The sequence below is a fragment of the Providencia sp. CIM-Carb-044 genome (genome assembly GCF_033901115.1).
GTDB classification, from domain to species: domain Bacteria; phylum Pseudomonadota; class Gammaproteobacteria; order Enterobacterales; family Enterobacteriaceae; genus Providencia; species Providencia hangzhouensis.
In genome coordinates this window covers 692948-706939 of sequence record NZ_JAXADV010000002.1, presented here as the reverse complement: position 1 = coordinate 706939, position 13992 = coordinate 692948, and the positions used below count along the sequence as shown (strand labels likewise).

11 protein-coding genes are annotated in these 13992 nt (G+C 40.9%); 9 read left to right on the top strand and 2 right to left on the bottom strand.

What is annotated here, in order from left to right:
• The first annotated feature begins 746 nt into the window (after positions 1–746).
• From SJ312_RS06535 to SJ312_RS06525, 3 genes are all read left to right on the top strand, one after another.
• A complete protein-coding gene (locus SJ312_RS06535; protein WP_036958082.1) occupies positions 747–1421 on the top strand; it encodes a sugar phosphatase in 675 nt (224 codons plus the stop codon).
• Between the two features lie 88 nt (positions 1422–1509).
• Positions 1510–3342, top strand: a complete 1833-nt coding sequence (locus tag SJ312_RS06530; RefSeq protein ID WP_004259790.1) for an SLC13 family permease — start codon at positions 1510–1512, stop codon at positions 3340–3342.
• Positions 3343–3509: 167 nt separating this feature from the next.
• On the top strand, positions 3510–3926 hold the full coding sequence (locus SJ312_RS06525) for a hypothetical protein (RefSeq protein ID WP_232062784.1): 417 nt from the start codon (positions 3510–3512) through the stop codon (positions 3924–3926).
• Positions 3927–3977: 51 nt separating this feature from the next.
• Here SJ312_RS06525 and yfbR read toward each other — a convergent pair whose 3' ends face one another.
• Positions 3978–4559: a 5'-deoxynucleotidase gene (gene yfbR / locus SJ312_RS06520; RefSeq protein ID WP_004259798.1), complete on the bottom strand. Its 582-nt coding sequence runs from the start codon at positions 4557–4559 to the stop codon at positions 3978–3980.
• 407 nt (positions 4560–4966) lie between these two features.
• Positions 4967–6181: a pyridoxal phosphate-dependent aminotransferase gene (locus tag SJ312_RS06515; protein WP_004259802.1), complete on the bottom strand. Its 1215-nt coding sequence runs from the start codon at positions 6179–6181 to the stop codon at positions 4967–4969.
• 790 nt (positions 6182–6971) lie between these two features.
• On the opposite strand from SJ312_RS06515, the gene SJ312_RS06510 reads away from it, so the two are divergent.
• The 6 genes from SJ312_RS06510 to nuoF all read left to right on the top strand — a co-directional run bounded on the left by SJ312_RS06510 (position 6972) and on the right by nuoF (position 13937).
• The gene (locus SJ312_RS06510; protein ID WP_036958083.1) at positions 6972–7895 is read left to right on the top strand and encodes a LysR family transcriptional regulator; all 924 of its coding nucleotides are present in this window, start codon (positions 6972–6974) and stop codon (positions 7893–7895) included.
• Between the two features lie 1122 nt (positions 7896–9017).
• A complete protein-coding gene (locus SJ312_RS06505; protein WP_004259806.1) occupies positions 9018–9461 on the top strand; it encodes an NADH-quinone oxidoreductase subunit A in 444 nt (147 codons plus the stop codon).
• Positions 9462–9479: 18 nt separating this feature from the next.
• Complete coding sequence (locus SJ312_RS06500; RefSeq protein WP_004912254.1) at positions 9480–10154, top strand: NuoB/complex I 20 kDa subunit family protein; 675 nt, start codon at positions 9480–9482, stop codon at positions 10152–10154.
• Between the two features lie 74 nt (positions 10155–10228).
• The gene (gene nuoC, locus SJ312_RS06495; protein WP_004259810.1) at positions 10229–12031 is read left to right on the top strand and encodes an NADH-quinone oxidoreductase subunit C/D; all 1803 of its coding nucleotides are present in this window, start codon (positions 10229–10231) and stop codon (positions 12029–12031) included.
• Positions 12032–12033: 2 nt separating this feature from the next.
• Positions 12034–12582 carry an NADH-quinone oxidoreductase subunit NuoE gene (gene nuoE, locus SJ312_RS06490; RefSeq protein ID WP_036958085.1) on the top strand — a complete coding sequence of 183 codons (549 nt, stop codon included), beginning with the start codon at positions 12034–12036 and terminating at the stop codon, positions 12580–12582.
• Positions 12579–13937, top strand: a complete 1359-nt coding sequence (gene nuoF, locus SJ312_RS06485) for an NADH-quinone oxidoreductase subunit NuoF (protein WP_004259820.1) — start codon at positions 12579–12581, stop codon at positions 13935–13937. Before nuoE ends, nuoF begins: the two co-directional genes overlap by 4 nt.
• Positions 13938–13992 lie beyond the last annotated feature (55 nt).

The window sequence follows — 13992 nt, the reverse complement described above, 5'->3', positions numbered from 1 at the left end:
GCATAGCGATATCCTTTATCCAGAATGACAAATTGGGTTAGGTCGACATAATTATCGATTAATTTCCGTCATCTCAGACAGTGCGCACGGTAAGATTTGAGTTAAGGATAATAAAAGCTTATGAATGGACTGTAAACCGGAGGGCCAGTTTGTATCTCTCTAGGATAAGTGACTTAGCGTAAACGGGTTGAAATATCGCTATATAACTCCAGAAAAACACCAAAAATGAATCATTATCGAATAATCATCGAGCAAAAAATAGACCAAACTGCGGTAAGCCCAGTAAGTTCTAATGTACATAGAAATAAACTATGTAACCAAATATTTCAGCTTAAGGAGTTATCGCAACCACATGATTCAAAACAAATAAAATAGAAAATTTAAGCCATCTTCACTGACAGTGAAATTATCGGCCTAATTCATCAGTGTATTTAACCCACCATAATTAAATTACAAGTGATTAATATCGACAGATGTACTAACTAACTGTAAGTTTTACATTTTTCCTGTGTGGTACAGGAGCAATATAATGATTTCGTAAAAAAGCAAATACAACAGAAATCACCATGTCGTTCAAAAAACACAAAGATCAACAGCCCTAGCGCATTCAAATTTATGTCTTAGGCTCAATTCTTAACTATTTTTAATATTGAGGTTGCGTATGGGCGCCTATTTAGCGTTAACTAGTGGGCTAGAATCGATTCAACTTTTTATGTTATGTGAATTGCAAAATTAAAGGGGTAGATGTGAAATTAAAGGCAAAAGGGTTTCTATTTGATTTAGACGGTACGTTAGCGGATTCACTCGCAGTCGTTGAACGTTGCTGGTGCAAATTTGGTGAGCGTATTGGTAAAAGTGCGGACGAAGTTATTAGCTATATTCATGGTAAACCCGCAATGACCAGTTTGCGCCATTTTTTACCCGAGGCGAGTGATGAAGAAATTATGGAATACTTCCATTGGCTAGAAAAAATGGAAAGCGAAGATGTGGAGGGCGTTGTTGCTCTACCCGGCGCTATTGCTTTGCTGACGCGTTTAAATGAAATTGGTGCACCGTGGGCAATTGTCACCTCTGGTACTGTACCAATTGCTCATGGGCGTCAACAAGCGGCAGGGTTACCAGAGCCTAAACATTGGGTAACATTTGAAAAAGTGTCCAAAGGTAAGCCTGACCCAGAGCCGTTTTTACTTGGTGCCCAAGCACTTTCTTTTCCTGCAAAATCCTGTATTGCCTTTGAAGATGCACAAGCAGGCATCCATTCAGCATTAACAGCTGGTTGCCAAGTGGTGGCAGTCCATGCACCAGAAGGGATGCCTCGTCGTGATGAAATTCAAGTAATTGTGAGTTCATTGGAACAAATTTCCGTTATGGGACCTGACAATAATGGTGATTATGAACTTTTCGTGTCTAATTTGACTTAATGGTGATTTAATCAAAGAAATTCTCCGTAAAACATGCTTAACTAAATAAAATTCTTAGCAATGTTTTTTTTCGTCGAAAGGGGATATTTTGAACGGAGAATTGCTGTGGGTCTTAACCCTTCTATTGATTGCGATAGTTCTATTTACCACAAATAAAATTCGCATGGATGTGGTCGCGTTACTTGTCATTGTCGCGTTTGTGCTGAGCGATACCTTAACGCTAGAACAAGCTACCGCAGGTTTTGCTGACCCCAACGTCCTGCTAATTGCAGCATTGTTTGTTATTGGTGATGGACTTGTTCGCACAGGGATAGCCTATCAAATGGGAGACTGGCTTGTTCGCGTTGCAGGAAGCAGCGAAAGCAAAATGCTGGTTTTCTTAATGCTCACCGTCGCTGGGTTAGGGGCTTTTATGAGTTCCACAGGAGTGGTGGCTATCTTTATCCCCGTCGTATTAAGCGTTGCATCACGCATGAAAACGTCCCCTAGCCGGTTGATGATGCCATTAGGCTTCGCAGGGCTTATCAGTGGAATGATGACACTGGTGGCCACGCCACCGAATATGGTAGTGAATAGTGAGTTAGTACGAGAGGGGATCAAAGGCTTTCAATTTTTTTCTATTACCCCTATAGGCATTCTCATTTTATTAGCCGGTATTGCCTACATGTGGCTAACAAGGCGTTGGCTAGGCAGTAATGAACCCGACAAACTCCCTGAGCGTTATCGACGTACTTTCCGTGATTTAATTCGTGATTACAAATTGACGGGTAGAGCTCGCCGCCTTGCTATCCGAAAAGGTTCGCCACTCATAGGCCATACGCTTGATGAACTGCATCTTCGCTCCCGTTATGAAGCTAACGTGGTTGGGATAGAGCGTTGGCGTAAATTCCGTCGCGTGATGGTGAGTGCAACGGGGGGAACCGAGCTACGCGAGCGGGATGTTTTATTAGTCGATATATCCGTGAGTGATGACGATTTGCGCCAATTTTGTAGCGAGCAACTTCTTGAACCGATGATTTTACGGGGAGATTATTTTTCAGACCAATCACGTGATGTGGGAATGGCTGAAGTGTCGATGAACCCTGATTCCGAACTATTGGGGAAATCGTTGAGGGACATTAAATTTCGTACTCGTTATGGTTTGAACGTTGTTGGTATTCGTCGAGATGGCAAGGCACTGGATGGAAAGCTAGTTGATGAACCGCTTAGGTTAGGTGATATTTTATTAGTTATTGGTGATTGGAAATTGATCCGAATTTTATCGACTAAGCCGCGTAACTTTATTGTATTGAACCTAGCTGCTGAAGTCGAGGCCGTTGCACCCGCTGCATCTCAGGCTCCTCATGCCTTGTTTTGTTTGGCGCTAATGGTCGCGATGATGGTGACCAATGAAATTCCTAATTTTATTGCAGCACTTATTGCCTGTTTGTTAATGGGGAAATTTCGTTGTATCGATATGGAAAGTGCCTATAAGTCAATTCACTGGCCTAGTATTATCTTAATTGTTGGAATGATGCCTTTTGCGCTAGCATTACAAGAAACAGGGGGGATTGCACTTGCTGTCGATGCGTTAATGAAAGTGGCTGGTGGGTTAGGGCCGCACGTGATGTTATTGTGCCTGTTTATTTTGTGCGCCACTATTGGCTTATTTATTTCCAATACCGCAACTGCGGTGTTAATGGCGCCGATTGCCATTGCGGCGGCGCGTCAAATGGAGGTTTCACCACTTCCTTTTGCCATGATTGTTGGGATAGCCGCATCCGCTGCCTTTATGACTCCAGTTTCATCACCAGTGAATACCTTAGTTTTAGGGCCTGGTGGGTATAAATTTGCTGATTTCCTAAAAATTGGTGTGCCGTTTACTATTATCGTAATGCTAATTAGTATTTTGGTTGTACCGGTATTATTTCCCTTTAATTAATTTTTGTTATTTATAATCTCAAAATTACCATCAATAACGAATGAAAAGCAAATCGTTATTGATGGTTTTTTATTAAAAAAACGTAAGCGTTAATATTTATTCGTTTTTTCATTTGATAAATGAAATGCTAGCTTATTTCTGACAAATCAATGTGAGGAATATATAATATGAATAAAGAAACTGCTACACCGGAAAGGTATTATTTGGGCTTGGCAACATTTGAAAACTTTTGGGGGGAAGACTTAAGTTCTGTTGTCATTGAGCACTATGTTAATAACCTTAGTAATAGCAGAACGAAAAAATATCCCAGTTCACAAACTTTGTCTAATATTGCCAATAAAGCAGTTATGAAAGATATTTTTGCATTTAAATATGAGCTCGGTATTAATGATTCATATGATTACTGGGTAGTTGAAATAACAACTAAAAGTGGCAAAAAATATCGTACAAAATCGAGTTTTTATTGTTCTATTACCTTTGAAGATAAAGGAAAAGTGGTTTTGGGGGTTAATGGGGACTTTAAGCGGCTGTATGTGCATTTTCCGTCATCGTCTGACTGTTCTACGGCATTTAACGAAGTATAATTAATAACTGCTTATGCAGAGTAGGAATATTTATTATTCCTACTAAAAAAATTAATTACTGATTTCATCAAGGGAAAGTTTAAAACCTGGGACAAATTTTTCCATAAAATAGTCCATTTCAGGGCTTTTTCTTTCTTCTAATATTTTCTCTAGGCGTTTTTTTGCAAGTTTAAATTCACTATTACCCGCGGAAAGCTCTTCTAAACATTTTAAATAAGCGCACAATGAGTCAGCTTGTTTAACCAATGAATGTTCTTCATCAGTTTGTAAATCTTCAATAATTAGCTCACGGAAGTCATCTTGCAGTTCTTCTGGTAGCATTTCGAGTAATTTTTGTTGGGCGAACTTCTCTATTTTTTTGTATTCATGAGCAATTTGCTGATTATGATATTTAATCGGAGTTGGTAAATCTCCAGTGATAACTTCGCTCGCATCATGGTACATGGCTAACATGGCTATTCGTTCTGCATTAACCTGACCGCCGAATCGACGATTTTTGATGATAGCAAGAGCATGGGCAACCATAGCCACTTGTAAGCTATGTTCCGAAACGTTTTCAGTTCGTACATTGCGCATTAAAGGCCAGCGGTGAATGAGTTTCATTCTAGCTAGGTGGGCGAAAAAGTAGCTCATAAGTCCTCTTCTGTGGTGTCTGCAAACAACTAAAATTATAACGGAAATAATGTGGTAGTGATATATTTTTATTGTTTTTTAATAAGTTACTAGTTCGTAATTATTTATTAATATTTATTTTCATATTAAGACAATCATAATAATATAATCAGTATTTGACTTTAATTTAACTGTTATTTTAATTGTGTTGAATTATAGAATCAAAAAAATATAATGAATGTTCAATTCGGAAATAAAGAGGCAATATGAAATATTTTCCATTTATATTATTGGGCTTTTTCTTGGTGGCAATTTATTTTATTTCTATTATTTGATTATCAGAATAATACAGTCTATTAATGATGACTCGATTTAGAATAAAAAAGCCTCCGGAGTAGGAGGCTTTCACTTTATGTTTGATGCCGCTTTTATTGGCGATAACCTTCAAGGAAACGGCCGAATTTATTAATTGCCATTTCAAGATCATCTGCATAAGGTAATGTGACAATTCTAAAGTGATCGGGTTCAGGCCAGTTAAATGCGGTACCTTGAACTAATAACACTTTCTCTTGTAACAATAGGTCTAAAATCATTTTCTGGTCGTCATAGATATTAAATCGTTTAATATCGATTTTTGGGAACATATACAGAGCACCTTGTGGTTTGACACATGAAACGCCCGGTATTTGGTTGATCAACTCCCATGCACGATTACGTTGCTCATATAAACGACCACCTGGTTGAATAAATTCACTGATACTTTGGTAGCCCCCGAGTGCAGTTTGAATAGCATGCTGCATTGGAACGTTAGCACACAGGCGCATTGAGGCCAGCATTTCTAAACCTTCAATATAGCTTTTTGCATGTTTTTTCGGGCCGTTTAATACCATCCAACCTTGGCGGAAACCAGCGACGCGATAAGTTTTAGATAAACCATTAAATGTGATGGTTAATAAATCTGGGGCGAGGGCGGCAATAGAGTGATGTACAGCATCATCATAAAGAATTTTATCGTAGATCTCATCAGCATAAATAATAAGATTGTGCTGGCGAGCCAATTCGACAATTTCCATTAACAGATCTTTACTGTAGACCGCACCGGTTGGGTTATTTGGGTTTATGACCACAATACCACGCGTTCTCGGGGTGATTTTTTTGCGAATGTCTTCAATATCAGGCATCCAACCTTGTTGCTCATCACACATATAATGAACGGCTTTCCCACCTGAAAGGGAAACCGCAGCGGTCCATAATGGGTAATCAGGCGCAGGCACTAACATTTCATCACCATTATTAAGCAGCGCTTGCATGGCTTGTACGATTAATTCAGAAACGCCATTACCAATGTAGACATCTTCCACGGTCATTTCATGAATACCGCGAGCTTGGTAATGCTGCACAATCGCTTTACGGGCAGAATATAAGCCTTTTGAATCACAATAACCCTGAGAACTAGGCAGATTACGCAAGACATCAACTAGGATTTCATCTGGGGCTTCAAAACCAAATGGGGCCGGGTTACCAATATTGAGTTTGAGGACTTTGTTGCCTTCTTCTTCTAGGCGTTTAGCTTCTTTTAAGACGGGCCCACGAATGTCATAGCAAACATTATCGAGCTTACTGGATTTAGTTAGATTATTCATAGTTTTCTCATTACCCTAAGGGTTACATTGGTCGAGCCGGCGTTATTCCTTTACTCTACTCCTCCCTCAGAAGCTTTTGAAGATGCAAGGTTATTTTTGGTGTAAAAGGTTGGTTTACGCTTAAATGTAATGTTTGGTATCTTATTATATGGTTTAAGTTAGCTGTATGTTCCTAAAATATAGCATTGTGTGGATTATAATTTTAACATTTATTGATGTTTTGGAGTATAAAAAGTAAAAAAGCAGAAAAACAGAGGAAAAAGGAAAATTTGTATCAAAATGTAATATTAAGCATTGAATCATTAAAATAGACATGATTTTTTTGCTGTAATAGCCTTTTTTTATAATAATTAGTGTGATTTTGTTAGTAATATTGATTGTTTCGAGTCATTTTTATTAACAAAAGGTGTTGCTTAAAATTGTAACTATTTGATATTCATAACTATAGGTAAATAGTGAAACGAATTTTATAATGTGCTTACATTAAAATAATTGTGATTACATTAAATATGTTACTATTTAAGCGTGTTCTAGAAAGCGCTTTGTTAGTTTGTTTTTTAGGAAAACATCCCCTTTTTATTAAAATTATTTGATTTTTGGAAGTATGCTATTTGCACACGTGCTCTATCAATTATAAATGATGAGCAGGGTGGAAAAGTAAAATAATTAGAAGTTATTGCAGATCTATGGATTAGAAATGCACTCGCTTAGTAGTCGCTATAAACTCGCTGATTCTCATGGAGGAGAGCAGAAACACCAGGTAACATAAAATTATATAAGAGAATGAACGATGATAAATTCCAATCGTCCCATCATGAACCTAGATCTTGATTTGCTACGTACTTTCGTTGCTGTCGCAGATCTTAATACATTTGCAGCTGCAGCTGCAGCCGTTTGTCGAACACAATCTGCTGTGAGCCAGCAAATGCAACGTTTAGAACAATTAGTCGGTCGTGAGCTTTTTGCTCGTCATGGACGAAATAAACTGCTTACCGCACATGGATTGCAATTACTTGGCTACGCAAGGCAAATATTGCGCGCCAATGACGATGCAACGGCATCATTAACTTATAATGACGCTGATGGTGAATTGCGCATCGGTGCATCTGATGACACCGTCGATATCCTATTACCTTTCTTGCTTAATCGTATCGCGTCTGTCTATCCAAGAATTGCAATTGAAGTACGCATTAAACGAGCTCAGTTTATTGAGTCAATGCTTGATAACCATGAGATAGATCTTGCATTAACAACGGCAAGAATTAGCCACCATCCTAAAACGGCTTTAAGAACCGTGCCTGTTTTGTGGCATAGCGCACCCGATTTTCAATTGCGTCCGAATGAGCCGATCCCATTAGTTGTTATGGATGAAACTAACCCATATCGTAAACTTTGTACTAGTGCCCTTGATGATGCAGGTTTGTCATGGCATGTTGCTTATGAAGCAGCTTCTCTGCCTGCTGTTCGTGCAGCAGTTAATGCGGAAGTAGGGGTAACTGCAAGGCCAATGGAAATGCAAAATGCAGATTTACGTATTTTGAATGAAGCTGATGGGTTACCACGTTTACCTGATATTCAGTATTGGTTATATAAAAACGCAGACGAACAAAAAGATTTTGTTCTGACGGTATTCGGTGCGATTGAAAACAAAAAAATTCCTTATGTGGCAGCCTCAGCAAGTGAGTTGATGGATAGCAACGAGGAAAGTAATTAAGTTAATCGATTCATCTGGTTGCTTTAATCGCAATATCTAATCGATTTATTGTACTGGCGGTAATTCCAATTATCTTGGGATTGCCGTTTTTTTATATCATTTTTGTTAGTTTATTACTGAATCACTTGTTTGTGATCAATGTGTTATTGGCTGTGTACAAATAAAATCAATGTGTTAATCGCAATCTAAAGAAGGCTCGTGTGGCGACTGAGATAGCTATTTTTGGTTAAATGGTTAACGCACGGGTAGGTTAAGTTGTTAGATAACAGTTTAACGGATTCGTTGGTAATAACTGAAACGATTATTTCATGCAGTGGAACTCAATTTTCAATATTGGGAAATGGTATCGAGAAATTTGTTTTTATGCATGTTTAAATAATGTCCAGTGATATCCTTAGTAGGATATCGAGTTCAAATTTATCGATTTTTTATTAATTTCCGCTCATAAAAAAAGCAAATAACCACTTAATAAGTATGGTTAAATAAGAAAGACCATGAAATAATTGTGATGTAGCTGGCATAACCTGAATTTCATTGTTTGGTTAACAATTTGTTATGTTATTAACAATGTTTTTTTATTGAATAGATAAAATAGCGCTGTAATGTCAGTTAGTTACTTGAAGTAATGCGTTAAAAAGAGTTACAAAGACTTAAAGTTAAATTGAATGCTATGTAAACAAATTGAGTACTTTTTCAATAAAAGTGTGCGTTAGATCAAATAAAAAGAGCAATTTTTCATCTGTTAAGACAGGTTTTTCCTGAGATAATGGTGTAGTAAAAACGAATAATCAGTTAAACTAGTTTGCGTGTTTACTTGAGTATCATTACACTGACACGTTTTAGCAGATTATGAGCGTTTTTTGTTGTTCTGTTGTTCTGTTGTTTTCAAAGTGTGAAGTTTTTGTAATAAATACGGGTTATTTTACTTAGTTTAAGTGAAATAAATTGTAATGAGAGAGGACAAACCAAACGCAGTCAACAGGCTGATTTAAGTTTGGTGATATTTTAGTTTGTGATCAATTTTGGTCTTTCTTCTCGATTAACTGGGCAATTGTGGTGCAATACTGCCGTGATGTAAAAAAGAGCAGCTAACACACCATAAGTAATGAGTAAGCAACGAGTATGTCTACATCAATCCTAGCGTTAGCCCATAACTGGGCGTTTGCGATATTCCTTATCGGCACTATCGGTCTTTGTGCTTTCATGTTGGTCGCAGGTCACTTTTTAGGTAGCCGCGCCAAAGCCAGAACAAAACATGTTCCTTATGAGTCAGGTATCGACTCGGTCGGTAGTGCACGTCTCCGCATGTCTGCTAAGTTTTACTTAGTTGCCATGTTTTTCGTTATCTTCGATGTTGAAGCCATGTTCTTATTTGCATGGTCAGTCGCCATCCGCGAAGCCGGTTGGGTAGGTTTCATCGAAGCCGCGATCTTTATTTTGGTATTGTTGGCGGGACTGTTTTACCTCGTCCGCGTTGGGGCATTGGATTGGACTCCAGTCCGTTCCCGCGGAAAAGTAAAGCATCCTAGTGAAGTTATTAAAATCAGCAATCGTCATCCGCAGTAAAAAGCGAGGCATTATACAATGGATTATACGCTCACCCGCATAGATCCGAACGGTGAGAACGACCGTTACCCACTGCAAACTCAGGAAATCGTTACCGATCCACTGGAGCAGCAAGTTGAAAACAGTGTTTACATGGGAAAACTTTCTCATGCACTTCACGATGTGGTTAATTGGGGGCGCAAAAACTCTCTATGGCCATATAACTTTGGTCTTTCATGTTGCTATGTAGAAATGGTGACTTCGTTCACGGCTGTTCATGACGTTGCCCGCTTTGGTGCAGAAGTACTGCGTGCTTCACCTCGTCAAGCCGATTTCATGGTAGTAGCAGGTACTTGTTTCACAAAAATGGCACCTGTTATTCAACGTCTGTATGACCAAATGCTTGAACCAAAATGGGTAATTTCCATGGGTTCATGTGCCAACTCTGGTGGTATGTATGACATTTACTCTGTTGTACAAGGCGTCGATAAATTTATTCCTGTGGATGTGTATATCCCAGGTTGCCCACCGCGTCCAGAAGCCTATATGCAGGCTCTGCTTCTGTTGCAAGAATCTATCGGTAAAGAGCGTCGACCGCTGTCTTGGGTTGTTGGAGACCAAGGGGTTTACCGTGCCAATATGCAATCAGAAAGAGAAAGAAAGCACGGTGAACGTATTGCAGTGACAAACCTGCGTACACCAGACGAAATTTAAGGCTTAAAGCCATACAGCGTAACAGAGCAATGTTGTTGCGAAATAATAAACCTGATCAAGCGTTATGGTGAAGAATGATGACAGATCAGATAGCGCAAGCGAGTAGTAACCAGCCAGGATGGCAGACACAGGATCACTTAAACGACCCTGTGCTTCTGGAACTGCGCAATCAATTTGGGCCGGATGCCTTTTCTGTTCAAGCAACTCGCACTGGTATGCCAGTGCTTTGGGTGCGTCGTGAACAGTTACTGGAAGTGGTCGATTTCCTAAAGAAATTACCAAAACCGTATGTCATGTTATTTGACTTACATGGGGTAGATGAACGTCAACGAATTCACCGTCAAGGTCTGCCAGAAGCAGACTTTAGTGTTTTCTACCACCTCATCTCTATCGATCGTAACCGCGATATCATGTTAAAAGTCGCTCTTAATGAGAAAGACTTAAACGTGCCTTCTATTGTTTCCCTGTTCCCGAATGCGAATTGGCATGAGCGTGAAGTGTGGGATATGTTCGGTATAACGTTCCAAGGTCACCCAAATTTACGCCGCCTTTTAATGTCACCAAGCTGGGAAGGTCACCCACTGCGTAAGGATTATCCTGCGCGTGCGACTGAGTTTGACCCTTTTGTTCTGACTAAGCAGAAACAAGATCTGGAAATGGAAGCCTTGACTTTCAAACCAGAAGAGTGGGGCATGGCACGTGGAAATGAAAACGAAGATTTCATGTTCCTAAACTTGGGGCCAAACCACCCATCCTCACACGGTGCGTTTCGTATCGTATTACAACTGGATGGTGAAGAAATTATTGACTGCGTACCTGACATTGGCTACCACCACCGTGGTGCTGAAAAAATGGGTGAACGCCAGTCATGGCACAGCTACATTCCTTACACTGACCGTATCGAGTACCTCGGTGGTTGTGTGAATGAAATGCCATATGTGTTAGCCGTTGAAAAACTGGCTGGCATTGAAGTGCCGGATCGCGTGAAAACCATTCGTGTTATGCTGTCTGAGTTATTCCGCATTAACAGCCACTTGCTGTACATCAGTACCTATATCCAAGACGTTGGTGCGATGACCCCTGTCTTCTTTGCGTTTACCGACCGTCAAAAAGTCTACAACGTGATTGAAGCGATTACCGGTTTCCGTATGCACCCTGCATGGTTCCGTATCGGTGGTGTTGCGCATGACTTACCGCGTGGTTGGGAAAAACTACTGCGCGAATTATTAGATTGGTTGCCAAAACGTTTAGAGTCTTATGTGACTTCTGCACTGAAAAACTCCATCTTAAAAGGTCGCTCTATTGGGACAGCAATGTACTCAAAAGAAGAGGCGTTGGCATGGGGTGTGACAGGGGCTGGATTACGTGCAACAGGCGTTGATTTTGACGTGCGTAAATGGCGTCCATATTCAGGCTATGAAAACTTCGAGTTTGATATCCCTATTGCTCATAACGGTGACTGTTATGACCGTGTGATGATCAAAGTAGAAGAGATGCGCCAGAGTATTCGTATTCTTGAGCAATGCTATAAGAATATGCCAGAAGGTCCTTTCAAAGCTGACCATCCATTGACAACTCCGCCACCAAAAGAGCGCACGTTGCAGCATATCGAAACCCTGATCAACCACTTCTTACAAGTGTCTTGGGGGCCGGTGATGCCAGCAAATGAGTCATTCCAGATGGTTGAAGCGACGAAAGGTATCAACAGCTACTACTTAACCAGTGATGGCAGCACAATGAGCTACCGTACGCGTATTCGTACGCCAAGCTACGCTCACTTGCAGCAAATTCCTGCCGTGATCAGAGGTAGTTTAGTTTCAGACTTAATCGTCTATCTGGGTAGTATCGATTTTGTAATGTCGGATGTGGATCGCTAACCATGCATAATGAACATAACGAAAATGAGAAGCACAACGAGCTCAATGTCGTGAATGTGTTTGAACCGCAAGTCAATCATGGCTTTGTCTTAACAGAGAAAGAGCGTGAAGAGATTGAAGGTGAGAAACACCATTACGAAGACGCACGTGCTGCCTCAATTGAAGCACTGAAAATTGTGCAAAAAAACCGCGGTTGGGTTGAAGATGGTGCGATCCATGCTATCGCTGACGTCTTAGGTATCCCAGCTAGTGATGTTGAAGGGGTGGCGACATTCTATAGCCAAATCTTCCGCCAACCAGTGGGTCGCCACATTATTCGCTATTGCGACAGTGTTGTTTGCCATATTACAGGTTATCAGGGCTTAGAAGCTGAAATCATTAAACAGCTTAATATTCGCCCGGGTCAAACAACAGCTGATGGCCGTTTTACATTGCTGCCGACCTGTTGCTTAGGTAACTGTGACAAGGGTCCAACGATGATGATCGATGATGACACTCACAGCTACGTGCAGCCTGAAAATATTCAAAAATTACTGGAGCAGTATCCATGACAAATTCTGTTAATCCAGTGATCCGTACTGCTGAAACTCATCCTCTAACATGGCGTTTGCGTGATGACAATCAGCCTGTTTGGTTAGATGAGTATCGCAGTAAAAACGGATACAAAGGTCTTGAGCGTGCGCTCAAGGGTATGGCACCCGATGAAGTTGTGAACCTCGTAAAAGACGCTGGCCTGAAAGGGCGAGGCGGTGCGGGCTTCTCAACAGGTCTGAAATGGAGCCTGATGCCAAAAGACGAAAACATGAAACTGCGTTACTTCTTATGTAATGCGGATGAAATGGAACCGGGCACCTATAAAGACCGTTTATTGATGGAGCAACTCCCTCACTTGTTAGTTGAAGGGATGATCACGGGTGCTTATGCACTTAAGGCCTACCGTGGTTATATCTTCTTACGGGGTGAGTATGTTGAAGCCGCGCAAAACCTGCGCCGTGCCATCGAAGAAGCGAAAGCGGCGGGTTTATTAGGAAAAAATATCCTCGGTTCGGGTTTCGATTTTGAACTGTTTGTCCACACCGGCGCTGGGCGTTATATCTGCGGTGAAGAAACCGCACTGATTAACTCTTTAGAAGGCCGCCGTGCTAACCCACGTTCTAAACCACCATTCCCTGCAACATCAGGTGCTTGGGGTAAGCCAACTTGCGTTAATAACGTCGAAACCATTTGTAACGTGCCTGCCATTTTAGAGCACGGAGACCAATGGTATATCGATTTAAGCGCCGGTAAGAGTAAAGACGCGGGTACTAAATTAATGGGCTTCTCTGGCCGTGTGAAAAACCCGGGTCTGTGGGAATTGCCATTTGGTACAACGGCACGTGAAGTGTTGGAAGATTACGCAGGTGGTATGCGTGATGGACTGAAATTAAAAGCATGGCAGCCGGGTGGAGCAGGGACAGACTTCCTAACCAACGACCACCTCGACTTACCAATGGATTTCGAAAATATTGCCAAAGCAGGAAGCCGTCTTGGTACTGCATTGGCGATGGCGGTTGATCATGAAATCAACATGGTTTCTTTAGTGCGTAACTTAGAAACCTTCTTTGCCCGTGAATCCTGTGGTTGGTGTACGCCGTGCCGTGATGGTTTGCCATGGAGTGTGAAAATTTTACAAGCGCTGGAAAAAGGAGAAGGGCAGCCGGGGGATATTGAAACCCTAGAGCAGCTGTGCCGTTTCTTAGGACCGGGTAAAACTTTCTGCGCTCACGCACCGGGTGCGGTCGAACCGCTACAAAGTGCCATCAAATATTTCCGTGATGAATTCGAAGCGGGTATCTCGCAAAAAGATCTGCGTAACATCGTGCAGATTGCAGGTATCCAACCCAACTTGCTTAAGCAGCGTTGGTAATTATTTAGCGATTGAGCAACCGCTAAAGAGATTTTTCACGAAGAACGTATTTTTG